This is a genomic window from Nonomuraea sp. NPDC049419 (genome assembly GCF_040676995.1).
Lineage (GTDB): Bacteria > Actinomycetota > Actinomycetes > Streptosporangiales > Streptosporangiaceae > Nonomuraea > Nonomuraea salmonea.
This window is the reverse complement of record NZ_JBFAQB010000018.1, coordinates 93,796-117,825: the sequence shown is the minus strand read 5'-3', so window position 1 is coordinate 117,825 and position 24,030 is coordinate 93,796. Positions and strand designations below refer to the sequence as shown.

Annotated in this window: 24 protein-coding genes; 9 read left to right on the top strand and 15 right to left on the bottom strand. The window is 70.3% G+C overall.

Annotated features, from left to right (window positions below; all coding sequences use genetic code 11):
- The first annotated feature begins 37 nt into the window (after nucleotides 1–37).
- Nucleotides 38–685, top strand: a complete 648-nt coding sequence (locus tag AB0K12_RS37285; RefSeq protein ID WP_364571924.1) for a hypothetical protein — start codon at nucleotides 38–40, stop codon at nucleotides 683–685.
- Complete coding sequence (locus tag AB0K12_RS37280; RefSeq protein ID WP_364571922.1) at nucleotides 682–3,225, top strand: NACHT domain-containing protein; 2,544 nt, start codon at nucleotides 682–684, stop codon at nucleotides 3,223–3,225. Before AB0K12_RS37285 ends, AB0K12_RS37280 begins: the two co-directional genes overlap by 4 nt.
- A gap of 450 nt (nucleotides 3,226–3,675) precedes the next feature.
- On the opposite strand, the gene AB0K12_RS37275 is transcribed toward AB0K12_RS37280, so the two are convergent.
- Together AB0K12_RS37275 and AB0K12_RS37270 are read right to left on the bottom strand one after the other, a co-directional pair.
- Complete coding sequence (locus AB0K12_RS37275) at nucleotides 3,676–4,239, bottom strand: F0F1 ATP synthase subunit B (RefSeq protein ID WP_364571920.1); 564 nt, start codon at nucleotides 4,237–4,239, stop codon at nucleotides 3,676–3,678.
- Nucleotides 4,240–4,254: 15 nt separating this feature from the next.
- The gene (locus tag AB0K12_RS37270; RefSeq protein ID WP_364571918.1) at nucleotides 4,255–4,926 is read right to left on the bottom strand and encodes an MFS transporter; all 672 of its coding nucleotides are present in this window, start codon (nucleotides 4,924–4,926) and stop codon (nucleotides 4,255–4,257) included.
- Here AB0K12_RS37270 and AB0K12_RS37265 point away from each other — a divergent pair.
- On the top strand, nucleotides 4,916–5,185 hold the full coding sequence (locus AB0K12_RS37265) for a hypothetical protein (protein ID WP_364571916.1): 270 nt from the start codon (nucleotides 4,916–4,918) through the stop codon (nucleotides 5,183–5,185). The two genes, AB0K12_RS37270 and AB0K12_RS37265, sit on opposite strands and share 11 nt — an antisense overlap.
- 37 nt (nucleotides 5,186–5,222) lie before the next feature.
- Here AB0K12_RS37265 and AB0K12_RS37260 read toward each other — a convergent pair whose 3' ends face one another.
- Nucleotides 5,223–6,038, bottom strand: coding sequence for a nuclear transport factor 2 family protein (locus AB0K12_RS37260; RefSeq protein ID WP_364571914.1), 816 nt, complete (start codon nucleotides 6,036–6,038; stop codon nucleotides 5,223–5,225).
- 107 nt (nucleotides 6,039–6,145) lie between these two features.
- Between AB0K12_RS37260 and AB0K12_RS37255 the strand changes: the two genes are divergently transcribed.
- A complete protein-coding gene (locus AB0K12_RS37255; RefSeq protein WP_364571912.1) occupies nucleotides 6,146–6,721 on the top strand; it encodes a helix-turn-helix domain-containing protein in 576 nt (191 codons plus the stop codon).
- A gap of 104 nt (nucleotides 6,722–6,825) precedes the next feature.
- On the opposite strand, the gene AB0K12_RS37250 is transcribed toward AB0K12_RS37255, so the two are convergent.
- Genes AB0K12_RS37250 through AB0K12_RS37230 form a run of 5 tightly spaced genes read right to left on the bottom strand, consistent with a single transcriptional unit; the run spans nucleotide 6,826 to nucleotide 9,361 of the window.
- A complete protein-coding gene (locus tag AB0K12_RS37250; RefSeq protein WP_364571910.1) occupies nucleotides 6,826–7,377 on the bottom strand; it encodes a carboxymuconolactone decarboxylase family protein in 552 nt (183 codons plus the stop codon).
- On the bottom strand, nucleotides 7,377–7,976 hold the full coding sequence (locus AB0K12_RS37245) for a helix-turn-helix domain-containing protein (RefSeq protein ID WP_364571908.1): 600 nt from the start codon (nucleotides 7,974–7,976) through the stop codon (nucleotides 7,377–7,379). The genes AB0K12_RS37250 and AB0K12_RS37245 overlap by 1 nt, the downstream gene beginning before the upstream one ends.
- A gap of 11 nt (nucleotides 7,977–7,987) precedes the next feature.
- Entirely contained in the window at nucleotides 7,988–8,275 is a 288-nt protein-coding gene (locus AB0K12_RS37240; RefSeq protein ID WP_364571906.1) for a hypothetical protein, read from the bottom strand.
- A gap of 19 nt (nucleotides 8,276–8,294) precedes the next feature.
- On the bottom strand, nucleotides 8,295–8,693 hold the full coding sequence (locus tag AB0K12_RS37235; RefSeq protein ID WP_364571904.1) for a hypothetical protein: 399 nt from the start codon (nucleotides 8,691–8,693) through the stop codon (nucleotides 8,295–8,297).
- The gene (locus AB0K12_RS37230) at nucleotides 8,690–9,361 is read right to left on the bottom strand and encodes an NADPH-dependent F420 reductase (RefSeq protein WP_364571902.1); all 672 of its coding nucleotides are present in this window, start codon (nucleotides 9,359–9,361) and stop codon (nucleotides 8,690–8,692) included. Before AB0K12_RS37230 ends, AB0K12_RS37235 begins: the two co-directional genes overlap by 4 nt.
- 114 nt (nucleotides 9,362–9,475) lie before the next feature.
- On the opposite strand from AB0K12_RS37230, the gene AB0K12_RS37225 reads away from it, so the two are divergent.
- A complete protein-coding gene (locus AB0K12_RS37225; protein WP_364571900.1) occupies nucleotides 9,476–10,057 on the top strand; it encodes a helix-turn-helix domain-containing protein in 582 nt (193 codons plus the stop codon).
- On the opposite strand, the gene AB0K12_RS37220 is transcribed toward AB0K12_RS37225, so the two are convergent.
- Together AB0K12_RS37220 and AB0K12_RS37215 are read right to left on the bottom strand one after the other, a co-directional pair.
- Nucleotides 10,054–10,716 (bottom strand): response regulator transcription factor, encoded by a 663-nt coding sequence (locus tag AB0K12_RS37220; RefSeq protein ID WP_364571898.1) that lies wholly within the window; start codon nucleotides 10,714–10,716, stop codon nucleotides 10,054–10,056. The two genes, AB0K12_RS37225 and AB0K12_RS37220, sit on opposite strands and share 4 nt — an antisense overlap.
- Nucleotides 10,710–11,900, bottom strand: a complete 1,191-nt coding sequence (locus AB0K12_RS37215) for a sensor histidine kinase (protein ID WP_364571896.1) — start codon at nucleotides 11,898–11,900, stop codon at nucleotides 10,710–10,712. The genes AB0K12_RS37220 and AB0K12_RS37215 overlap by 7 nt, the downstream gene beginning before the upstream one ends.
- A 134-nt stretch (nucleotides 11,901–12,034) precedes the next feature.
- On the opposite strand from AB0K12_RS37215, the gene AB0K12_RS37210 reads away from it, so the two are divergent.
- From AB0K12_RS37210 to AB0K12_RS37200, 3 genes are read left to right on the top strand one after another with little or no spacing between them, the layout of a single operon-like run.
- Nucleotides 12,035–12,934 (top strand): ABC transporter ATP-binding protein, encoded by a 900-nt coding sequence (locus tag AB0K12_RS37210; RefSeq protein WP_364571894.1) that lies wholly within the window; start codon nucleotides 12,035–12,037, stop codon nucleotides 12,932–12,934.
- Nucleotides 12,931–13,674, top strand: a complete 744-nt coding sequence (locus AB0K12_RS37205; protein ID WP_364571892.1) for an ABC transporter permease — start codon at nucleotides 12,931–12,933, stop codon at nucleotides 13,672–13,674. The genes AB0K12_RS37210 and AB0K12_RS37205 overlap by 4 nt, the downstream gene beginning before the upstream one ends.
- A 5-nt stretch (nucleotides 13,675–13,679) precedes the next feature.
- Nucleotides 13,680–14,426, top strand: coding sequence for an ABC transporter permease (locus tag AB0K12_RS37200; protein WP_364571890.1), 747 nt, complete (start codon nucleotides 13,680–13,682; stop codon nucleotides 14,424–14,426).
- Between the two features lie 196 nt (nucleotides 14,427–14,622).
- On the opposite strand, the gene AB0K12_RS37195 is transcribed toward AB0K12_RS37200, so the two are convergent.
- Nucleotides 14,623–15,117 (bottom strand): RICIN domain-containing protein, encoded by a 495-nt coding sequence (locus tag AB0K12_RS37195; protein WP_364571888.1) that lies wholly within the window; start codon nucleotides 15,115–15,117, stop codon nucleotides 14,623–14,625.
- A 507-nt stretch (nucleotides 15,118–15,624) separates the two neighbouring features.
- On the bottom strand, nucleotides 15,625–18,729 hold the full coding sequence (locus AB0K12_RS37190; protein ID WP_364571886.1) for a BTAD domain-containing putative transcriptional regulator: 3,105 nt from the start codon (nucleotides 18,727–18,729) through the stop codon (nucleotides 15,625–15,627).
- 747 nt (nucleotides 18,730–19,476) lie between these two features.
- Between AB0K12_RS37190 and AB0K12_RS37185 the strand changes: the two genes are divergently transcribed.
- Nucleotides 19,477–20,886, top strand: coding sequence for a tachylectin-related carbohydrate-binding protein (locus tag AB0K12_RS37185; protein WP_364571884.1), 1,410 nt, complete (start codon nucleotides 19,477–19,479; stop codon nucleotides 20,884–20,886).
- Between the two features lie 209 nt (nucleotides 20,887–21,095).
- Here AB0K12_RS37185 and AB0K12_RS37180 read toward each other — a convergent pair whose 3' ends face one another.
- The 3 genes from AB0K12_RS37180 to AB0K12_RS37170 all read right to left on the bottom strand — a co-directional run bounded on the left by AB0K12_RS37180 (nucleotide 21,096) and on the right by AB0K12_RS37170 (nucleotide 23,902).
- A complete protein-coding gene (locus tag AB0K12_RS37180) occupies nucleotides 21,096–21,722 on the bottom strand; it encodes a response regulator transcription factor (RefSeq protein ID WP_364572106.1) in 627 nt (208 codons plus the stop codon).
- 32 nt (nucleotides 21,723–21,754) lie between these two features.
- Complete coding sequence (locus AB0K12_RS37175) at nucleotides 21,755–22,645, bottom strand: histidine kinase (RefSeq protein ID WP_364571882.1); 891 nt, start codon at nucleotides 22,643–22,645, stop codon at nucleotides 21,755–21,757.
- 186 nt (nucleotides 22,646–22,831) lie between these two features.
- Nucleotides 22,832–23,902, bottom strand: coding sequence for a hypothetical protein (locus AB0K12_RS37170; RefSeq protein ID WP_364571880.1), 1,071 nt, complete (start codon nucleotides 23,900–23,902; stop codon nucleotides 22,832–22,834).
- Between the last annotated feature and the right edge of the window lie 128 nt (nucleotides 23,903–24,030).

Sequence of the window (24,030 nt, the reverse complement as noted above, 5' to 3'; positions counted from 1 at the left end):
CGCTCGATCGCACCCATCAATCAGGGGAAGGGCCGGCATGTTCCTGCGAGGGCTGAGACGGCGGACGGGCAGGCCGGTGCCCGAGCTGGTGGACCTGTTCCGGTCGATCATCGACGGGGGCCGCGACTTCCATCCGATCGCCTCCGACTTCCTCGAGCACTTCATGGACGGCGTCGGCGAGTCGCGGACGATGTCGCTGCGCTGGCTGCGCTCGTTCAAGGTGATCAAGAAGGCCGAGCGCAAGAACCAGCGCCGCTTCGAACGCCAGCTCCTGCGCCGGGCCGGCACGCTGGAGGAGCACGGGTCGGCCTGGCTGCACGACTATTGGGACGCCCGTATCAACGCCTTCATCGGCACCGAGCTGTTCTACGTCAGCCGCATGAGCCTGCTGCGCTCGCAGGGCTCGTTCGTGCTGACCAGGGAGGGGCGGGAGGTGCGGGTGTCCGGCACCGTACGGCACCGCTGGTTCGACCCCTACGACTGGGACCGCGGGCGCTGGGTCTACATCCCCCGGCACGGCTTCGTGCCCATCGCCGTCGGGCGTGACCTGGTGGAGGCCGACGAGGCGCGCGACTTCCTCATGGAGGCGCGGCACGTCCAGACTGTGGAGGGGGTGTGCGTCCCCGGCCGGTGGCGGGGGCGGGCGACGTTCACGTGGGCACTGGTCAGGACGGGAGAGCAGTGAGCGAGGATCGTCCCCTTCCGCCCGATCCGGCGCAGGCGGGTGACGCGGCGGAGTTCGTCGCGGCGCTGGTACGGCTCAGGCAGTGGGCGGGCGAGCCGTCGCTGAGCCGGCTGCGGGCGCTCGGCGGGCAGGTCACGGCGGCGGACGGCGCCCTGGTGGACGCGCTGCCGAAGAGCACGACCTCGCATGTGCTGCGGCAGACCGATCGGTTGCCGCGCTGGGAGTTCGTACGGGCGTTCGTCACGGCCTGCCTGCGGTCCTGCGAGCATCCCGAGGAGCTGATCGGCGGGGAGCTGGAACGCTGGCGCGCGGCCAGGGCCGCCCTCGCCGGACCCGCCGCTCCCCCACCGGCCTCTCCTCCAGCGGCGGCTCCCCCGCCGGACGCGGCTCCTTCCCCGTCGGCTCCTTCCCCACAGGCCCCTCCCCCACAGGCCCCTACGCCGGAGGCTCCTTCGCCGGAGGCCCCCTACGCGGGCTCCGACCGCGACCCGGCGGTCGATCTGCTCGTACGCCGGGTGCTGCGCGAGGAGGACAGGGCACGCAAGGGGCTGCTGGGCGGCTACGACATCGCACCCGTCTCCTTCGGCCCGAGCCTGGACGACCTGCACACGATCGGCCGGTTCTTCACCGCCCTGCACCCCCAGCGGCTGCTGGTCGTCGGCGAGTCGGGCGCCGGGAAGACGGTCCTGGCGATCGAGCTGGTGCTGCAGCTCCTGGAGCCGCCGCTGGCCACCGGCCGCCCCCCGCGCACGGTCCCGGTCCGCCTGAACGCCGCCCGCTGGACCCCGGGCAGGCCCTTCGAGAGCTGGCTGGCCGAGCAGCTCGTGCAGGACTTCGGGCTCGCGGCCGGCGACGCGCACCGGCTCGTACGCGACCGCAGGGTCCTGCCCGTGGTGGACGGGCTGGACGAGCTGGACCCCGGCCCGCCCGCCGGCCCGCCGCGCCGCGCGATGGGCCTGCTGGCCGAGCTCAACCGCTACAGCGACCTGTCCGGGCGCCGGGCGGGGGCGGTCGTCGTCACCTGCCGCGCCGACCGGCACGCCGAGCTGCGCGCGGCCGGCGTGTGGCTGGACAACGCCACCGTGATCCGGCTGCACGACCTGAGCGTGGAGCAGATCGCCGTCTACCTGAAGGCGCGCTGGCCGGACGGCCACCCGTGTGCCGACCACCGCGACGGCATCCAGGCGGCGCTGTCGGGGCCTGACGGCCGGGCCGTGCACCTCGCGCTCGCGACGCCGTGGCGGCTGCTGCTGACCGCGACGGCCGTGGAGTCCGGCGCGGACCCGTACGAGCTGCTGCGGGTCGATCCGCACGCCGACTCGCGCGCCGGGGCCGAGGTGATCGCCCGGCGGCTGCTGGAGGCGTACGTGCCGGCCGCGACCCGGCTGACGCCCAGGGCCGCGTACGGGACGGCGTACCAGCCGGAGCAGGTGCGGGCGTGGCTGGAGCACCTGGCGGCGCACCTGCGCCGGCAGGCCGGACACGGCGCGGGCGCCGACCGGCCGCCGCCGGGGCTGACGGCGATCGACCTCGTCCCCCACCTGCTGTGGCCGATCGGCGGCCGGTTCCTGGTGCGGGCGCTGCACGGCGTGTGCGCGGTGACGCTCGCGGTCGTCGCCATGGTCGCGTTCTGGACCGGCTCGGCGGCCGGTGACGTGGGCGGTGACGTTGGCGGGGGCGCCGAGCAGGCGCTCACCTTGGCGCTCATGACGTCCTGGGTGGCGATCGTGACCGGTCTGTCGCTGTCGGCGTGGCCGGCCGCCGCGGGCGGGCGGGCCAACGTACCGCGACGGCGGCGGTTGATCGGCGCGCTGCTCGGCGCGCTGGCCGGGCTGCCCGTCGGCGTGCTGGGCGGGCTGGCCGGGCTGCTGCTCACCGGCGGGACGGTGTTCGGGCCGCTGTTCGCCGTCGTCGCGGGCGGCACCGGCGGGCTGGCGCTCGGGACGGTCATCGGGCTGACCGCCGCGGGCCGGGTCGGTGCCGGGCGCATGACGGTCGCCGAGGCGATCCGCGCCGAGCCGATCACGCTGATGGGCTTCGGGCTGTGCGGGGCGCTCACCGGGCTGGCGCCGCTGCGGCTGGCGCACGCCGGGCCGGTGGAGCTGGTCGCGGGGCTGTGCGGGGCGTTCGTGCTGGCATTCGCGCTCGGGGTCGTCTTCAAGATCACCACCGGTGGGTGGAGCATGGACGCCGAGCTGGCCCACCCGCGCGAGGCCCTGCACCGCAACCCGATCATCGGGCTGGCCTTCGGGCTGACCGGCGGGATCGCGGCGTTCCTGGTGTTCGTGATGAGCCAGGATCTGGTCGTGTCGCTGCTGTGCGCCGTCGTCGGGGGTGTCTCCTTCGGATTGAGCTTCGGCGCCGTGGCGTGGACCCGTACGATGATCGGCCTGATCGTCGCGGCCACGCGGGGACTGCTGCCGCTGCGGTTGTGGAGCTTCCTCGACTGGGCGTGCGAGGCGCGGCTGCTGCGGGTCAGCGGCGCGACGTACCAGTTCAGGCACCGCGAGCTGCAGGACTTCCTGACACCCGCCGACTGAGGAACAATCATCCATCCTTCCCTGCCGCTGATCGAGGAGCGGGCCACCGGCACGAGCCGGATGATCGTCCTTCCGGAGGGCTCGCGGCGTCCCGTACGCGCCGACTTGACGAAGATCTTCAGCGCCACCTCCGCGCGGCACGTCGAGATCATGCCCCGGCCCTGCCGTCGGCGGCAGCACCAGCCTGGCCGTCGTGGGCGCGTACGTGCTCGCCGGTGAGCCGGCCCGGGCGGGCGGCGACCACGCGCGCGCCTTCCCGGCTACCCCGGCCACTGAGCGCCGTGACGCGGCGCGGACGGACGTGCGGGCGGCTCGCCGGCGGGATCGTGTGGCGTTGCCGGCCAACCGCTAGTGCTCCTGAGACACTTCGCGGCCACGGATCGTCGCCGTTTCCGTACCGGCACGGCCACCGAAACCGCGGATTGCCTGGCATTCCGGAGCCCCGTCATCTCACGAGACCGGGCGATTCTCCAGCTCGTCCAGGAATCGCTCCACCACGCCGGTGCGCCGCACGACCTCCTCTAATGACTCCCCGATGATGCGGCCTGCCAGGTCGGCCGACAGGCGGCCGATGTCCGTGCGGAGTTCGGTGAATGCCGCCTGTCTGTCGGCCTCTATCTGGGCGTGTGCCGCTTCGATGAGGTGACGGGCCTCGGCCTGGGCCTGCGCGCGGAGCTCGGCCCTGATCTGCGCGCCCTCCTCGCGGGCCTCCTCCCGCAGCCGTGCCGCTTCGCGCCGGGCCTCCTCCATCTGCTCGTGGTATCGCCGCTGCAGATTCCGGACCTCGGCCTGGATTTCCTCCGCCCTCCTGATTCCGCCGTCGATCGCGTCCGCCCGCTCGGCCAGCGTCTTCTGCAAGCGCGGAACCAGCAGTTTTCCGACGACGAACAGAACGACGAAGAACGTGACCAGGGCGACGACGGGCTCGTGGAAGTTGTCCGGCCAGAGAGGGTTCACGAATAAACCTTTCGTCGGCGCGGCTGTCAAAGCCCGCGCAGCGAATTGCCGACGCACACCTGAGAACCCAAATTAACATTCAGAAGGCGGCCTGGGACCGCTCGATATTCGCCGGGTTGGGGCGCAGGAGCGGAACCGCGAGGACGGCGCCGGCCAGCCACTCGCCGGCAGCAGAACCATCGCGGCGGTGCCGAGCCCCTGGACGGCCAGGCCGGCCGCCAGGATCCGGACCTTGCCGTACGCGCCGATCCGCCGGGCGGTGAACAGCCCGGCGACGAGCGCGGTGAGGCCCTCGGCGAGGAAGCACGTACCGGTGGCGAGGGGCGAGTAGCCCAGTACGTCCTGCATGTACAGGCTGAGCAGGACCGTCGTGCCGCCGTACATCCCGAGCGTGACGAGCCCGGCCGGCCCGCCCCACTTGACCGCCGGCCGGTTCAGCCGCAGCGGGATCAGGGGTGCGGGGTGTCGCCGCTCCACGACAAGGAACCCGCTGAGGCAGACCACCGCCAGGCCGGCGGCCCAGCCGGCTGGCGTGGTGATGCCGTACACCAGGGCGAACAGGCCGACGCTCGCCAGCACCGCGCCCGGCACGTCGAGCTGGGCAGGAACGCGCGGGTCAGGCGTCCCGGAGAGGAGAGTGAGCGCGCCTGCCAGCACCAGCGTGCCGATGACGACCAGCACCAGCATGGTCCAGCGCCAGCTCAGGCCGCTGGTGATCACGCCGCCGCCGAGCGTGCCGAGCACGAAGCCCAGCGACAGCTGGAACCGCGCCGCACACGCCCTGCTGGCCGGCCACCTGCCCTACCAGGCGCCCGACCGTCCCCACGTCGCGCGCCTGGTCTTCCTCGATCCGCACACCCGCGAGCTGTACGCCGACTGGCGCGCCAAGGCCCGCGACACCGTCGCCGAGCTGCGCATGACCGCCGCCCGCTGCCGCAGGACGAGGGCCAGCGCCTGGCGGTCTTCACCGCCGTCCCCGGCTCACCCGACGCGGCGGCCCTGAGCCTCCTCGCCGACCTCGCCACCGTTCCCCGCGCACGTCAGGCCGCGGCCACCGGGATGCCGTAGTCCCGCGAGTGCACGATGAGCCCGTCGCGGACGGTGACCACCATGATGTACGCCGTCGCGAACGGCTCGCCCGTGGCGATGACCGTGCCGTACAGGGTGAACTCGGCGACCACGACCTCCGGCTCCGCGGCCGGCCGCACGCTCACGACGTCGGCCCGCTCGAACCGCCGCAGCCCGCGCACCCCTTCGAGCCGGTCGCGGAACCGGTCACGGCCGACCGACCGGGTGGGCACGCCCGGCGGCGCGAACGGAATCTCGATGACGACATCGGGCGCGTAGAGCGCGAGCAGCGCCTCGTGATCGTTCGCGGCCGACGCGTCGATCATCTGCTTGACGGTGGCTTCGGCGGGTGCCGTCGTGCGCAACTGGAACTCCATGCCCGCCGCTTCGGCGGCGCCGAGCGGGTTGGGGTAGTCGAGGTAGGAGACGACGGCGCCGTCCCGTACGCGGATGACCCCGATGGACGAGGCGAACCTGAAGGGTGCGCCGCTCGTCCGAACCGTGCCGGTGGGCTCGAACTCGACGACGGCCACCTCCGGGTCGGTGGTCTCGTGGACGGTGACGCCTACGTCGTCGAAGGCGAGCAGCCCGGCGAGGCCCCCGGAGACGCCCTGCCGCATGTGCTCGCGGATCGCCCGCACGCCTTCGTACCGGCGCGGCTGCCCCGGCATGCCGAACCGTAGCTCGTAGACGGCGTCATCGGCGAACACGCCGGTGAACGCGTCCACCTCCATTCCCCGCAACGCCTGACGCAGGCGTTCGATGATCGCGTGAAGTTCCTCGGACATGGTGGCTCCCAGAGAAGAACTAGAATCGGAACGAGCGCCCCGCTTTGTCCTGGCGACAATACGGAACGCGCGCCCCGGTTGTCCAATCCGACTGAGAGGAAGGCCGCATGAGCGACCAGCCCGCCCCCGGCAAGCCGCTGCGCGCCGACGCCCGCCGCAATCGGGAGCGGGTGCTGCGCGCCGCCGAGGAGGCGTTCGCGGACGAGGGCATGGCGGTGCCGCTGGACGAGATCGCCCGGCGGGCGGGCGTCGGCGCGGGCACGGTCTACCGGCACTTCCCCACCAAGGAGGCGCTGTTCGAGGCCGTCATGGACGAGCGGATCCGGCAGCTGGGCGAGGAGGCCAGGCGGCTGGCCGCGTCCGAGCAGCCCGAGCAGGCGTTCTTCGCGTTCCTGGCGCGGGTGGTGGATCAGGCGATGCTCAACAAGGCCCTGTGCGACGCGCTTGAGGCGGCGGGGTCGCCGGTCGATCCGTACGACGGGGCCAAGGGCGACATCTGGCGGGCCTTCGACGCCCTGCTGACCGGCGCCCAGCGCGGCGGGCTGGTGCGTACCGACATCGACATCCACGACCTGCGCGGCCTCACTCTGGGCGCCCTGACCATGGAACGCCACGCCCGCGACGGCGCCCGCCCACCCGGCCGCATGACCACCCTCCTCCTGGACGCCCTCCGCCCGACGTGATCACCCCCGACTCCGGAGTCGAGGGGTGGAGTGGCCGGCGCGATCAACCCGGTCCGCTTCTGATCGGCCCAGGCCGAATCCAGGGGGTGGAGTGGCCGGCGCGATCAGGTCCGGCTCCACTCCTGCTCGGCCCAGGCCGGGTCGAGGGGCGTGGAGGCGATGTGGTTGGTGTAGTTGGACAGGGTCTTCATGCCGACTCCCAGCACGATGTCCAGCACCTGGCGGCGGGTGTGGCCCGCGGCCAGGAACGCCTCGATCTCGGCCTCGTCCACCCAGCCACGCTGCTCCACCACCGCCCGGGTGAGGCGGCGGACGGCCTCCAGCGCCTCGTCGCCCAGCGGCCGGCCCGCGCGCAGGTCCTCGACCACCTCGGCGGGCACCCGGGCGCGCAACGCGAGGGTGGAGTGGGCGGCCACGCAGTACTCGCAGCCGTTGGCCACGCTGGCCGTGATCAGCACCACCTGCTTGGCCGCCGCCGACAGCGACGACCTGCCGAACTGCTCGGCGAGCGCGTTGTAGCCGGCCAGCAGTTCCGGCGACTCGGCCATCACCCCGTTCAGCGTGGTCACGAAACCCATCCGCTTCTTGGCCGCCACCAGCATGGGGCGGGCCGCTTCAGGGGCGTCGCTCTCGTCGTAGGTCCGGAAACCGCTCATCATCTCTCCTCGGTAGTGGTGAAACCGTTGAGCAGGGCGCGTACGGCCGCCAGCAGCGCGGCCGGCTCGGCACCGGCTCGCGAGCGCAGGTTGACGGCATACGCCTGCAGGGCCAGCGCTTCGGCGGCGGCCTCCACGTCCACGCCTGGCCTGAGCCGGCCGGCGGCGTGCGCGGCCTCCAGCGCGGCCCGCATCGCCGACCGCAGCGCATCGTGGTGCCGGTCCAGGATGTCCCTGATCTCCGGCAGGCCGCCGACCGCCGTGGCGTGGGTGTTGGTGACCAGGCAGCCCCAGCGGGCGTGCTCGCCCGAGCAGCGCGCCGCCACCAGCCGTTCGAAGAACGCGGCGATGGCCGGCACGCCGCGCCCGTCGGCGGCCAGGGCGTCGAACACCGGCCGTGACCGCCGCTCCAGGTAGCGTCCCAGCGCGGCGGCCTGGAGCTGCGCCTTGCCGCCGAAGGTGGCGTACAGGCTGGAGCGGCTGAGCCCGGTCGCCTGGACGATGTCGGCGATCCCGGTGGTGTCGGCTCCGCGCTCCCAGAACAGGTCCACCACCTGGTCCAACGTCGCCTCGGGATCGAAGTGCTTCACATCGGGCATCCCGTGGCCTCCTAACTTGGAATAGTCGTTCCAAGATAAGCATGGCCGGCCTTCAGCACAACCCCCCGAGGAGGACAGGGCGGCGTGGTGGACGCGACGGCGAGCCGGTCGTGTCCGGGGCAGGACCAGGCGAAGCCCAAGCGGCGGCGGGCGCCGCCGAAGGCGATGCCCGCCGACCGGGTCGCGAACGACTCCGAACCCGCCGAGCCGTCGTGGCCGAAGGCTTTCGCGCCGAGGAAGCCGTACCGCACGCCCTTGGCCTGGAAGCCGAGCGCGTAGTCGGCCCGCGTCCCGCGCACGGGGTCCCCGTCCGCTCTCTCAGGTGGTGAAGACCATGCGGCTGCTGGTGCCGGGCGCCTGCGTCCATGCGCGTTCGACGTCGTGCAGCGGGACGGGGGCGCCGGGCGGCAGGCGGACGGCGCGGCGGGTGTCGATGAGCGTGCGTTCCGCCATCGAGCCCGGGGTGTCACCGCCCAGGGACATGAAGTACCAGAGCGTGCCGTCGGGGCCGCGGCCGACGCCGTCGATCCCGGGCACCAGGGGCAGGTCGTCGTCGCTGCTCGTGTAGTGCGAGCCGGCCGCCTGCATCCGGACGCGGGGGTGCAGGCCGGCGGCGAGTACGTCCACCACCAGCTGGTGCTCGCCGGCCGGTCGCGGATCGGGGACGTCCAGGCAGTGCGGCGGCTCGGCGTACGAGGTGACGACGGCGGCCTTCATCGGGCCTCCCCGAGCAGCTCGGCCAGGCGGGCGGCGGCCACCGGACGGCCTGGGGCGGCGAACGTGCCCTCCGGGTCGAGGTGGGCGAGCTGGGCGGGCGTGCCGGGTGCGAAGCGGCGGCTCTCGGCGAGCGGGCCCACGTCGTACGTGTCGTAACCGAGCGAGTCGATCAGGGCGGCGGCCGTGCGCTTGGCCTCCGGGTCGTCGCCCGCGATCGGCAGGCAGCTGCGGTCGGGGGCGCCCGCCGGGCGGCCGAGGGTGGCCAGGTGCTTGAAGAAGACGGTGGTGAACGCTTTGACGACGTACGACTCAGGAAGATGCGCCTGCAGCAGCTCGTACGGCGGGAGGTCGGCGGCCTCGATCTCGGGGACGACGCCCTGGCGGGCGGGGTCGTAGTTGAGCGTGTCGATGACGACCTTGCCGCGCAGCGGCCCGGCGGGCACCTGCCGGCAGGCTCGGGCCGGGACGGACACCACGACGATGTCCCCGCCGGCGGCGGCCTGCTCCGCGGTCGCCGCGCGGGCGCGCGGCCCCAGCTCCGCGACCAGGTCATGAAGGGTGTGGGGGTCGCGGCTGTTGCTCAGCACGACGTCGTGGCCGGCGGCGACGGCGAGACGCGCGAGCGTGCCGCCGATCTTCCCGCTGCCGATGAAACCCATGGTGGTCATGTACGTACGTCCTCGCCAGATAAAATGAAGGAGCGCCTGCGCTTAACCGCAGTGCCTCCTTGACTTTAACGAAGGGGCCCCTGCGGTTGCAAGGCCGTGGCCGCGGAGAGGGAGATGATGGACGAGACGTCACAGGCCGAGTCGCGCTACAAGGTGCGCCGCCCGCAACGGGCCGACGCCCGGCGCAACTTCGACGCCTTGATCGAGGCCGCCCGGCAGGCGTTCGCCGACGACGGCGCTGATGCCTCGCTGGAGGGCATCGCCAGGAAGGCCGGGGTCAACATCGCCACCCTCTACCGCAACTTCCCCACACGGGGGCACCTGTTCGAGGCGGTTTACCTCGACGAGGTCGAGGCGCTGGCGAAGATGGCCGACGAGTTGCAGGGCCGCGACCCGTGGGACGCCCTGGAGACCTGGCTGACCCGGTTCGTCAGCTACGCCACCACGAAGAAGGCCGTCTACGACGCGATCGCCCACAACGCGGAGATGTTCACCACCTGCCGCGACGTCATCCACGCCGCCGGCCGCCCGCTGCTCGAACGCGCCCAGGCCGCCGGCGTCGCCCGCTCCGACGTGTCCTTCGACGACGTGCTCTTCCTGGTCAACGGCGTCAGCGGGACGAACTTCGTGGTCGAGGCCCAGCGCGAGCGGGTGCTCACCATGGCGCTCGACGGGATCAGGGGCCCCGGCCGCTAGACCGTGGCGAGCCCGGTCCTCAGGGCGAACAGCACGAGCTGGACGCGGTCATAAGCGCCGGTCTTGGCGATCAGGTTGCCGACGTGCGTCTTGACGGTTGGCATCGACAGGCTGAGCCGGTCGCAGATCTCCTTGTTGGTGAGTCCGCCGGCGATCAGGGCCAGGACGTCGCGCTCTCGCGCGGTCAGCAGCTCCGCCGCCTGCCGGTCAGGGCCGCCCGCCGCGTCGCGCGCGGGCGTGGCGCCGCGGAAGGCAGCGAAGAGGCGGCGGGTGGGGCCGGGCGAGATGACCGCGTCGCCGGAGTGCACGGTGTGGATCGCGGCGATGAGCTGGTCGGGCGGGGTGTTCTTGAGCAGGAACCCCGCGGCGCCGGACTCGACGGCGGTGAGGACGTAGTCGTCGGCGTCGAAGGTCGTCAGGATGATGATCTTCGTGGTGGTGCCGGACGTGACGAGCCGTTCGGTGACGGCGAGCCCGTCGGTGCCGGGCATCTGGATGTCGAGCAGCAGGACGTCGGGCGGCTGGTCGGCGTGGCGCCTGATGGCGTCGGCACCGTCGACGGCCTGCCAGAGGACCCGCATGCCGGGCTGAGCGTCGATGATCATGGACAGGCCCATGGTGAACAGGGCCTCGTCGTCGGCCAGCCCGATGGTCAGCATGGCCGCCTCCTGGGCAGGCGAGCGTGGACCTGCCAGCCGCCGGTGGCCGGGTCGGGGCCCGCCTCGACGGTGCCGCCGGCAGCGCGTACGCGCTCGCGGATGCCGATGAGCCCATGCCCCTCGCCCGCGCCGGCCTCCCGTGGAGCGTCCGGGCGGGCGTTGGTGACGAGGAGGTCCACGCCGGTGTCGGTGATCGTGACGCGGATCGTGATGGCCGCCCCGGGCGCGTGCTTGACGGCGTTCGTGATCGCCTCCTGAACGATCCGGTACGCCGTGCGCCCGAGCTGCCCGGGAAGCCCGCCGGGATCACCCTCCACCTGCGTCCTGACGACGGTTCCGGTGAAGCGGAATCCGCTCACCAGGCCGGACAGCTCCGCCAGCGAGGGCGCGGGCCCGCGCTCGGCGGGGCCGTCCTCGGTACGCAGCACGTCGATGAGGTCCCGTACCTCGTCCACGGCCGAGCGGCTGAGCCTGCCGATGTCGGCGAGTGCCGCGTCGGTCCGGTCCGGATCGGACCGTACGGCGTGCCGGGCGCCCTCGGACAGGACGGCCACGGCGTTCAGCGAGTGTCCGAGGATGTCGTGCATCTCGCGCGCGATCCTGCCGCGCTCCTCCAGCACCGCGAGCCGCCGTCCGGTCTCGTGCCGGGCTTCGAGGAGGTCGGCCCGCTCGACGGCCAGGCGGTACCGCTCGGCGGCGTTCCGTCGCATCGCACCGATCAGCGCCGCGACCGTGAGCAGCGCGTACGCCGCCGCCAGGGGGACGGGCTGCGCCGCACCACCGGTCGCCGCGAGCGCGGTGACGATCCCGCCCGTGGCCACCGCGCAGAACAAGGCGAGGTAGCCCCATCGCCAGGCCCGGTCGAGCCGCGTCTGCGTGGTGTAGGCACCGACGAGGCAGACGACCCCGGCGTACGGGCCGAGCTGCACCAGCGGCAGGTGCACGGCCAGCAGCAGGACGAGGAGCCCGAGGCAGAGCCGCGGCATCCGGCGGCGGAGCAGCATCGCCGCGCAGCCGCCGATGACCAGCACGGTGTAGACCGCCTGCGTCCCGGTGGCGAACGAGACCGTCGGGCTGCCGAGCACACCGGCCAGCCCCGCCGTCGCGGCCACCGCGCAGTCGGCGGCCCACAGGTGGCGGACCGCATGGGCGCGCATCCTGGACGCGGCGACGGAAGCACTCACGGTGCCCACCGTAGCGACGCAGGCCGCGAGCCGGTTCATGCCACGGTATGAACCGATTTTTCAGGCCACGGCATGATCCGCCCCGGCGCGCAGCTCGCAAGGGTGGACACCATGATCAACGTAATGAGCCGCCCGTGAACACTGTCATCCACACCGAGAACCTGACGAAGAGATTCAGCCACCATATGGCGGTGGACGGCCTCAATCTCCGCGTCCCGCAGAGCGTGGTGTACGGCTTCCTGGGCCCGAACGGCTCCGGCAAGTCCACCACCATGAAGATGCTGCTCGGCCTCACCCAGCCGACCAGCGGCGACATCCGCCTGTTCGACCGGCCGCTGACCCGGGCCTCCCGTACGCACCTGCTGCCGTCGATCGGCTCGATGATCGAGGCGCCGCCCGGCTACGGCCACCTGACCGGGCGGGAGAACATGCGCATCGTCCAGAACATGCTGGGCCTGTCCACCGCGCAGATCGACCACGCCTTGGCCGTCGTGCGGCTGACCCAGCACCAGCACAAGCTCGTGCGTACGTACTCCCTCGGGATGAAGCAGCGCCTCGGCATCGCGATGGCGCTGGCCCGCGACCCGGCCCTGCTGATCCTGGACGAGCCCACCAACGGGCTCGACCCGGCCGGCATCGAGGAGATCAGGACGCTGCTGGTCCGCCTCGCCGGCGAAGGCATCACGGTCATGGTCTCCAGCCACCTGCTCGACGAGATCGACAAGATGGCCTCGGTGCTCGGCATCCTGAGCCAGGGCCGGATGATCTTCCAAGGCACCCGTGACCGGCTCTTCGAGCACTCCGTACCCGACCTGGTCATCGAGACCCCGGACGCGCGGGCCGCGCTGGCGGAAGGGGTGACCGGCACGCTCATCAACGGGGGCATCAAGCTGAGCGGGGTCGACAAGGATTGTACGGCGGAGATCGTCCGCCGCCTGGCCACCGCCGGCGTACGCATCCACGAGGTCAGACGCGTCGCCCAGAGCCTGGAGGACGTGTTCATGGACCTCACCGGGCGGGAGGGCCTGCTGTGATCCGCCTGGAGCTCCGCAAGATGCGCCGGCTGCGTACGACGCCGATCCTGATCGTGCTCGTGGTCGCCGTCGTCGCGCTGTCGAGCGCGTCGCAGTTCTCCGGCACCGCCCGCGCCTCGTTCGACGACCCCGCGGCCATGCCGTGGGCGTCTCTCCTGCTCAGCTACACGTTCATGGCGGCGATGACCTCGCCGCTCCTGACCGCGGTGCTCGCCAGCCGGCTGACCGACATCGAGCACGCGGGAGTGGGATGGACGCTGGCCGCCACCGCCGGCCGCTCCCCCGGCGCGTTGTGCCGGGCCAAGCTCGCCGCGCTCGCGCTCGTGCTGCTCCCGGCCGTCGCCGCGCAGTCCCTGCTGGTGATCGGGGTGGGGCTGGTCGCGGGCATCCGGGTGCCGCTCGACGCGGGCCCGTGGCTCGGGTACACGGCCCTGCTGTTCCTCATGGACGTCGCGTTCGTGGCGCTGCACGTCTGGCTGGCCGCCGTCGTGGAGAACCAGCTCGTCAGCGTCGGCGTGGGCCTGCTCGGCGCGTTCCTCGCGGTGTTCTGCCTGCTGGCGCCCGGCTTGTTCGCCCGGCTCGTCCCGTGGGGCTACTACGCGGTCATCTCGTACGCCACCCAGCGCGGCGGGGACGTCGTCTACGCCTCTCCCCCGTACGCCTGGATCGCCGCCTTTTTGCTCCTCGCCGCCCTCGTCTTCGCCCTGGCCACGCGCGGCCTCGACCGCGTCGAAAGGTGACCCCCGTGTTCCGTGCGGAACTGCTCAAACTCAAGCGGTCGAGCGCCTGGCTCATCGCGCTCATCCTGCCGCTGCTGGCCGTGACCACCGGCACCGCCAACTTCATGAACAATCAGGAGATGTTCCAGCGGGACTGGACGACCCTCGCGTCCCAGATCACCCTGTTCTACGGCCTGCTGTTCTTCTCCATGGGCGTCGGCGTGCTGGCCGCCACCGTCTGGCGCATGGAACACCGCGGCACGAACGGGAACCTGCTGCTCACCACCACCCGCCGGCCGCTGGAGCTCGTCCTGGCCAAGATCGCAGTGATCGCGGTGCCGGTCGCGTTCATGCAGGTCGTGCTCGTGGCCGGCGTCTTCGTCTCCGGCACCGTGGTCGTGGGCCTCGACGGGGCGATGCCCGCGGACGTCGTCCTGGCGGGAGCGCTCACCGTCATCGCCGCGCTCCCGCTGATCGCGTTCCAGTCGCTGCTGTCGATGCTGCTGCGGTCCTTCGCCGCGCCGGTGGCGATCTGCCTGTTCGGCTGCGTCGCCGGGGTGGCGACCGTCACGTCGGTCCCGCTCCGCCCGCTGAGCCACGTGCTGCCGCAGGGCATCAACACCCGCACCATCAACCTCGGCTCGAACGCGGTCGCCGGCTCGGGCGGGGTCACGCTCGCCGACGCGGCCCCCCTCCTGCTCCCGGCCCTCGCCCTCGCGGCGGCGCTCGCCGCCGTCACCCTTCTGGCGATCCGCGCCGTCAAACTGCGCTAAGCGGGATTTCAGAAGTCCTGCGCGGAACGGGGCGTGAGGTCGCGGGCGTGGGCGGGCGTTGGCAGCGGCCTCGCCGGGGGTTGGATCGAAGTCGCCCACAACGTTCACCCACCCGGCGAGGTCGTGGTCAGTATGCGCCCGGTCAGCGTGTTCGCCAACGGTCCCGGAGGCTCGATCGAGCAGTTGTGTGGGAGCCCTAAGTGCCGGATCTTCTTTGCCTCCACTGCTGGTTATGGTTTGCATGGCAGCTATAGAGACCGAGCGATCCGCTGTCCGTCGTCGTGTCGAGGCACAAGTTGAACTTGACGTTGATCAAAATGGATCTGCTGGGCAGATCGACGGTCTGCCAGCTCCACTGCTGCTGTGCTCCACCATTGCAGTCCCACGTGGACACTCGGAAGCCATGGGGATAGGTAGGATCTGGCCAGGCGTCCAAACATTTGTTGGCCGGCCCGTACGGGGGACCGATAGTGCGTATCTCCCCTACCGGCGCTGCCGTGTACCACCTCTGCTGGATGTCCTCGTGGCAGGGGTAGAGCGAAACGTATCCCGGGTTGTCGAACCACGTGTGCGGGTTCACATCGAGGCACTCGTTCGGCCAGTAGATGTTTTCCAGGACGTGCCATCTCTGGACGGCGTTGGCAGGGCTGGAGGCGGCTAAGCTCCCGGCGACCACGGCTATCAACGCCATCGACCCGCAGGGTGCTTCTCATCAGGCGCAAGGACGGCTCCTCCGTAGTGCTGTCCTGGTGAGGCTAACGAGACATCCTTTCGGCGACCTGTCGCACCGCTGTCGCTGTCACGATGACACCAGAAAGAACACTTGCAAGCACTACCGGGTCGGAAATATCGCGAGGGGGTCGTTTCGGGGCGGCGATCGCTCCGCGGTACCGGCGCCGAGCTCCGCCGTGGCCGTCGGCGGGCGTGCCCAGGCGACAGCAGGGTGCGGCCAAGCGCGGTGGTGGCGATGTGTCCGAGCAGCGCGTCAACTCGCGTAACGGCAACCGGCGGCGCGAGTGGGACACCCGCGGCGGGACGGCTGCGGACCAGCTCGTACTACCCGGACTGGCTGCCGGAGCGGCACAGGACACAGCGTGGCGATCTGCTCGGGCTCCAGGTCACTCACACTTGTGATCGCGCAGAAAGGTTCCTGCTCATCCACCGCGCCTTGTCGAATTCCTCGCGGATGGCGGCGAAATCAGATCTGGGAGGGATCGAGAATGATCCCTCGGGCGAACTCGGTGGCGAATGTCTGTTCGCCGAGGGCGGCTCGGACCTTGGCGGTGATCCGATCGACGTCGCCGCGTTCGGCGCGTGGTAGCGGAGCGCCCACCAAGTCTCGGCACGCGGCGGCCGCACCGAGCAGTGCGGCCGCCTGCTCATGCCGCCCGTCGAGAGCAGCCGCTCCTGCAAGCCCTTCGACCGCCAAAGCGACCGCGCGTAGATCGCCGTTGCGGCGTGCGACGGCCAGGCTGTCTCGGTGCAGAGCCAAGGCGGCCGCGGCGTTGCCGCGTTGCTCGGCCGTGAAGCCGAGCTCGGCCGAGATCAGTGCCGAACCGGACGCGGACGACAGCTTGACGTACCGACCCTGCACGCTCCGCAGCAGCAGCTCGGCGAGCTCGAAGTTGCCCTCGCGGCGTTCCGCCATCGCCAGTCCGAGTTCGGCATGCAGTTCTCCGTACACGTAGCCTTGCTCGGCGGCGAGGCGACGGGCACGCTCATGGAACTCTTTGGAGCGTGTGTGATCCCCGGTGAGCGAGGCGATATGGCCCAGACCGATCAGGCGATCGGCGACGCTGGGCCACAGGCCCAGCTCCTCCGCCAGGCGTAGTCCGTCGCCGTGCAGCCGCTCGGCGCATTCATAGTCACCCTTGATTTCGGCCAGCGATGCGAGCGGCTGGACGGTCTGCAGTTGTCCCCATCGGTCACCTAGCTCGCGGAAGAGCTCGAGGCTCTCGCCACCGAAATCGCCGGCTTCGACCAGATCCCCTCGTAGCATCGCCTGGCCGGCCCGGATCGCCAGCGTCGCGGCGACCCCCCAGCGGTCGCCGAGAGAGCGGAATTCTTTCAGCGCCTGCCTCATGGCATCCTCGCTGTCCGACAGATCACCGCCGGGTGAGTATTGCACGAACCCGCGCAACCAGACCGCCAGCGCTCGTACCGCCGGATCGTCGGAGATCTCCTGTGCCACAGGTGCCGCCCGGACGCCGACACCGGTCAACGCCGCGAAGCTGGAGTGCCAGACCACCGCCCTGGCCCGGGGAACAGTCGGTCCTTCGCCTGCGATGGCCAGCGCCTTGCCCAGCGACAACCTGGCCTCGGTGTACCTGCCGCGCAAAAACCAATACCACGCCTGCGCGTTGACCAGCCGAAGCGCGTGCTCGGTGGCGCCGGCATCGATGGCGAAGTCCAGCGCCGCCCGCAGATTGGCGACCTCGCCATCCAGGCGTTCCAGCCAGACCCGCTGGTCATGGCCACGCAGGTACGGTTCGGCCCGTTCGGCGAACGCGGTGTAGTAGCGCAGATGTCTCTGCCGGACAGCCGCCCCCTCCCCCGCCTCGGTCAGACGATCGAGGCCGTAAACGGCCACAGATTCCAGCAGCCGGTACCGTGGCAGGCTCATGACCAGCGAGGCGTCCACCAGGCCGGCGAGCGCCTCCAGCACCTGCCCGGTATCGACACTGTCTCCCGCGCAGACCGCCTCAGCGGCCTCCAGTGTGCAGCCGTCCGCATGCACGGCGAGCCGTCGTAGTACGGCGCGTTCGGGATCGGTCAGCTGTCCCCAGCTCCAGTCGATCATCACTCGAAGCGTGCGTTGCTGGGGCGGGGCACCCCGGTGACCGGTGCTCAGCAATGCGAAGCGGTCGTCCAGACGGCGGGCCAGCTCCCCTACATCGAGCGTCCGAAGGCGCGTCGCAGCCAGTTCGAGGGCCAGAGGCAGCCCGTCGAGCCGACGGCAGACTTCTGCGACGGTATCGGAGACGTCGGCGTCGAGAGCGAACCCGGAAACCGCTGCGGCCGCCCGCTCGACGAAGAGTTCCACGGCACTGTCCTCGTCCAGCGGCGGCACCTGCCACAGCACCTCCCCGGGGAGCCCCAGCGACCGCCGGCTGGTCGTCAGGATCCGCAGCTCGGAATCGGTCTTGAGCAGCAGCGCCACCATTTCGGCCACCGGTCCGATCACATGCTCGCAGTTGTCCAGGACCAGCAGCAGGCGACGGCTGCGCAGCGCGTTGGCGAGCCGTTGCGGGGGGCTGATCAGGCCAGCCTTCGCATCGTCCCGAACGCCGAGTGCGGCCAGCGCGGCCTCGGCCACGTCGCCGGAGCGCGTCGCGAGCTCAACCAGGCAGACACCGTCCGTGAATGTGCCGGCCAGTTGGTTCACCACCTCCAGCGCCAGGCGGGTCTTGCCGACGCCGCCCGGGCCCGTGAGCGTGACCAGTCGAGCGGACTGGAGTCGCGACACCACCTCGGTCAGCGCGCCGGCCCGCCCGATCAGCCCGGTGATCGGAACGGGAATGCTGGTCCGAGGCCCCGACACGGCCGGCACCGGTTCCGGCCGCAAGATCTCCTGGTAGGCGGCCGCGAGCTCGGGCCCAGGGTCCACGCCAAGCTCGTCGGCCAGCCGACGGCGTAGGTCGTGGTATGCCTCCAGCGCCTCATGCTGCCTGCCGACCCGTGCGAGCGCGCGCAGGTGCAGGGCCCGCAGGCGTTCTCGCAGTGGATGCCGAGCCACCAAGTCACCGAGCTCACCTGCCAAGAGAGCGAGGTCGTCGGCCTGCGCACCGGCTTCGAGCCGTGCATCCGCACGGGCTTCTAACGCGGCCAGCCGCAACTCCTCCAGCCGCTGGATCGGCGAACGGACGAACCCGACGTCACGGAACTCGGCGAACGCTGGGCCGCGCCACAGCGCTAGGGCCTCGGTCAACACGGCGGATCGCGCCGCCGCGTCCGTGATCGTCGCAGCTTGGGCCACCAGGACGGCGAACCGGCCCATGTCCACCGCGTCCACGTCGACGCGCAAAGCGTACCCGGGCGCCCGGGTCTCCACCAGCCGACCGCTCTCCGGCTCGGCGTCCTCCAGCACGCGGCGCAACCGGGAGACCTTCGTGTGCAAGGCCGCCGAAGGGTTGGCGGGTAGATCATCTCCCCACAGGACCTCGATCAGGCTGTCGGTCGACACCGGCCGACCCTCGCTGAGGAGCAGCGCGACGAGCAGCACCCGGGCCTTCGGCTCACGTACCTCAACCAAGGTGCCGTCAGCAGCTCGCAGCTCCAGCGGCCCCAAGATCCCGAAACGCATAGCGCCACGCTAACGCAAGAACAGCAACCATCGGTCAGCTCGGCGGCAACATCTCAGGGCAGACGGACGGCAGGAATCTTACTGCCGCCCCACGTTTCGCGTCAGCGCCACGACAGCAGGACGACAGAGGTCCATGGAAGGTTATGGCGGAAACGCCACCACCCACTTGAGCGGGGCCACGAAAAAAGCAGCATTGAAAGTCCCCGTGCTCGACATTCACCGCGTCCTCGGACACCCGCCACCAGACACACAGGCCGCTAGACACAACATAGAAGCGTCACGCGATGACCGTTCTCCTTTCACGACGCCAACACCCGCTGACCACGCCAAACTCGTACACCAATCCCGTGGACGCAACCGTAAGCCGGCGAACCCCAAGATCCGGGACCTCTACTGCCGGCACCTGGCACCTCTGGTCACCGAAGGGATGGTCACGTATGTAGTGAAGATTGACGTTCGCCGCATTCACCATGCTGATGAGCGGTTGCTTCACTGGACGCAAGCAAGGCTCTGGCCGACACCCTATGGGTCACACCGGCCAGTTTTCACTGCCCTCAATAGCGCGGATACCCGCACAGATGTGGGCGTGCGATGTGGCCCTTCGTGCTTCAGCCCACGCTAGGGCCATTGCGGCCTTCGAACTGCCGACATAAGCCATTCTGAGCCACATCCCAGTGGCGTCGAGCGATGCTTTGCGTCGAGTCGAACCCTCGGCGAGAATCAACAAGAACCGAGAGGAACTGTCACATGCGCAACAATCGACACTTACCATCCACTGTCATTCCCCGCATATTAGCAGTCTTCCTGGTCCTCATATCCATTGCCGCTACCCATCTGGTCGCAGCCTTACCGGCCTTGGCTGCGCCGCCGACCCCGAACTTCGGCCCGGCGATCGAGGGCTACGCACCTGCTCAATCTCAGACCACCTGCGACCCCGTCGCCAAGCCCGGTGTGGTGGAGTTCCGCGACCTGCTGAACGGGACGTATGGCACGCATACCTCTTCCATCGTCCGTTCCTGCGACGTAGGCGGCACCAGCGAACACAAAGAAGGCAGGGCGCTTGACTACCACTTCAACGTTGACATTCCGGACCAGGCGGCCGCGGCAAACGATCTCCTCAACTGGCTGCTGGCGACCGATAGGCACGGCAATGTCAATGCCATGGCCAGACGGTTCGGAATCATGTACATCATCTGGAACCGGAGGATATGGCAAGCAGGCGCCTGGAAATCCTATACCGGCGCCAGTCCCCATACTGACCACATCCATTTCAGTTTCGGTTGGCCCGGCGCGCGGAAGCAGACGTCTTGGTGGACCGCACGCCTTCCTCGTGATCGTTCGGTGAGTGATGTGACCGGCGATGGGTTCGCTGATCTGCTGGCTTATCGGGCCAATGGAGAACTGCTGCAGTACGACAACAACATCCTGATCAATCCGGGCGGGGTGCCCTATAGCGGTGGGCGGTCGATCGGTCAGGGCTGGGGCGGCTTCAAGCATGTGCTGGCGGCTGACGTGACGGGTGATGGCTTCGCCGAGGCGATCGCGGTGAATGCCGAAGGCAAGATGTATCAGTACGACAACAACATCCTGATCAATCCCGGTGGAGTGCCGTACACCGGCGGTCGGGAGATCGGCCATGGCTGGCAAGGCTTCAAAAAGCTGCTGGCGGCTGACGTCAGTGGTGACGGATCCGCCGACATCCTGGGCATCAGCGCAGAAAACGATCTCTGGTACTACCCGAACAACCGGGGCAGCAACCCCGGCGGTGTGCCGTTCATAGGCGGCAAGAAGATCGGCGAAGGATGGGATCGCTTCACCAAGGTGCTTTTGGGCGATATCACCGGCGACAGTTATGCCGATGTCCTGGGAGTCGAACCCAATGGGCACATGTTCCTGTTCCCCAACAACATCGGTGTCTCCCCTGATCGTCCCTACGGTTACAGCCTGGACATCGGACAGGGCTGGGGCGGTTTCGCGACGCTGATCGCGGCCGACGTCAGTGGGGACGGATCTGCCGATGTCCTCGGTGTCGACCCCGACGGGCAGATGCGGTATTACCCCAACAACAGCGGTAGCAACCCCGGTGGTCTGCCCTTCACCGGCGGCCTCATTGTCGGCGTTGGCTGGCAAGGCCTCACCATCGCCTCAAGTTCCTGAGCCCCCTGCCTGACGGTCACGCTGACGACCGGCTCCGCCACGGGCGCCGCGCCAGGGCGGCCCGGGGCGGCTCCGGCCGTGGCCGGAGCCGCCCCGGCCGGGAGCGTGTCCGCGTTCTTGGGCGAGCATCGGCGGAGGCGGTTTCCGCCGGAGACCTTCGCGGATCGGCGGGTTCACCTAGCTCATCGCGGGGCTGACCGGTTCAGCGGTCAGGTCATCAGGCCGCTGCTCCAGGCCCAGGCAGCGATCCCTACCCGGTTGGCGGCGCCCACCTTGCGCTGGATGTGCGCGATGTGCGTTTTGACAGTGCCTGAACTGATCGTGAGGTCAGCAGCGATGCGGGCGTTGGTGTGTCCCAGCGCCACCAGGCGGGCGATCTCCAACTCCCGCGCAGTGAGCGGATCCTCCAGCGGGGTCGAGGGCCGGTGAGTCAGGCTGCGCAACAGCCGCACCGTCACTTGAGGGCTGATCAAGGTGTCGCCCGCCATCGCCGCGCGGACCGCCTCCACCAGCAGGGTGGGGCCTGAGCGTTTGAGCAGGAAGCCGCAGGCGCCCTCGCGCAGCGCGGTGTGGACGTACTCGTCCAGGTCGAAGGTGGTGACGATGATCACCCGAGTCTCGGAGGCGAGCTGCCTGGTGACCTCCAGCCCGTCCAAGCCCGGCATGCGCACATCGGCGAGGAGCACATCGGGGCGCAGGAGGCGGGCCAACTCGACCGCCCGCGCACCGTCGGCGGCCGCGCCAACCACGGTCATGTCCGGTTGTGCGTCCAGGATCAGCCGGAACCCGATCCGCACGTCCTCCTGATCGTCGGCGATGAGGATCCGCGTAGTCATCAAGTGCCCGTCACGTTCGTCCTCCTGAGGTGTCATGATGCGCCAGAGCCGCGCACGAGCCGCCATGCGGGGATCGTCGCGGTGACCTGCCAGCCACGCCTGTGCGGGCCCGCCGCCAGGGTTCCACCGCATGCCGCCAGCAAGTGGGCCAGACCCGCGAGCCCGGACCCGCCGATCCTGGGGCTCTGCGAGCTACCGCCGCCGTCGTCCTCCACCCGCACGCGCAGGACATCCCCTTCTGTACAGATCTCCACCTCCACGGTAGTGGCGCGCGGCGCGTGCCGCCGCACGTTGTTCAGCGCCTCGGTCGCCACACGGTAGGCCAGCGACGAGGCTTCCTGCCTTGGCTTCATGCCGGGCTCGATGGTCAGCTTCACCCGTACGTCGGGCGAGAACGCGTCGGCCAGTCGTTCCAGCCCCTCGATCCCCGGCCCGGGCTCGTTCAGCGCGTGCACGGCACGGTCAAGTGAGGCCAGCGCGCGCTGCCCGGCGTCCTCAATACGTCGCAACGCGTCGGCGACCGGGGCCGGCAGGGCGCCCGCGACCGCCTGGGCGGCCTGCGCCTGCACCAGCATGCCGTTGACGTCGTGGGCGACGAAGTCGTGCAGGTCTCGGGCGAGCCCCAGCCGCTGTGCCCGGGTAGCCTCTTCCACCGAGCGCCGCCGATTGTCGTCCAGCCTGCGCAGGTAGAGCCCGAGTCCCACAGCCGCCATGGCGCCGAGCGCCCATCCCGCGCACGCACCGAACACCAGTTCCGGCGGCCCTTGCCACACGGCGCGCAGCAGGATGAGTGTTACCGCCGCGCCGCTCAACCCCGCTGAAAGGGTCGCCTGCCGTCTGGGGGAGCGCCGGATGGTGACGGCGGTCAGACCTAGCAGTGCCGATACCTCGGTCGCCAACCACAGGGCGTTGTGGTCGACCATTCCGGTCAGAGGATGCGCCAGCGTGCCGATCAGCGAGGCTGCCCCGGCGGCCCCTGCAACCCAGGCAACGCGGAGCGGACGCGGTACGGTGGCGCGGGATCGACGTCGCGACCCGTGCCCGTACCGGTCCTCCGATAGACGTTCTGGCTGCACGATCGAGAGCCTAACCACGTCCGACTTCAGGCTCTACCTCCAGGTGCCCCCGCGCCCACACGCATGGCAGGTACCGCGGCGGCGGACATAGTACGCCAGGGTGGCGGCGGCCAGCGCGGCCCCCCACAGCGGCCACACCAGCGACGGCGCCCAGATCGCCCACATGTCCCAGTCATCGAGCACTCCGTGCACGGTGTGCAGCCGCCAGAAGGAGAGCCCGCCCGAAAACACGATCACGGACACGATCGACGCCGGCACGACAGCCAGCATCGGCGGCACCGGCTTGCCCGCCTTGAACCAAATCCACCGCGGGTAGACCTCACCCCAGCGTTGGATGAGCCCGAGCGTGAGGATCGCACCTCCCAGGCCCATCACACTGAGGAACAGTCCGCCCCAACGCAGCCCCGACTCATCCAGCCACCGCCAGAACTCTTCGGTGACCCCCACGGGGATGCCCGCGGCCCAAGCGAAGCGGCTGGCGTCGTACAGCGCGGGGATGGAGGCGGCCACCGCCACCGCCCATGTCCCCCAGCGCCGGGCTGCCTCGGGCGTGGCCCAGCGCGCCGGACCATGCTCGCCCCGCCCGCATCGGACGCATGCGCTCGCCGTGCGCCGCTGGTACGCCAGGGCTGCCAGCGCCCACAGCAGCCCGCCCACCAGGACGATGAACAGGTTGATCCGTGACCACGGCACCAGCTCCGACATCGGCTGGCCGCCCGGCACCCCGGTGAAGGCGAACACGGCCAGCAGCGGCGTATATGCCACCAGCATCAGAACCCGATTGTCAGTGACCACCACGGTCAGCGTGATCGCCGCCAGCCAGGCGAACCCGAGCAGCGCGGCCCGCGCCCGCCGTACCCCTCTCGCGATGGCCAGCCCGGCGACCGCCCCCAGCACGCCAAGCACCGCGATCAGCGGCGCCGCCGCCTCCCGGGTCGCCTCCCCGAGCACTGACAGGCCAGGCTCCCAGTCGGGATCGCTTCTGCCGAAGGGAAAACCTCCGCCCCCAAGCGCCCAGAACAACCCGAGCGCCCCGTAACCGAGCGACCAACCGGCCGCAGCGTACCCCGCCCAATGGGGCCATCGCGCCATGAAATTCTTCATGACTCAAGCCTCGAACCTGCCCAACGCCGGACCTATCCGCCAAACGGCAGATTTTCCCCTGCCGTTGACGCCTCCACTCCGCGAAAGGACAGAGGCTGGTCACGACGGACGACCGCGAACGGGGAAGC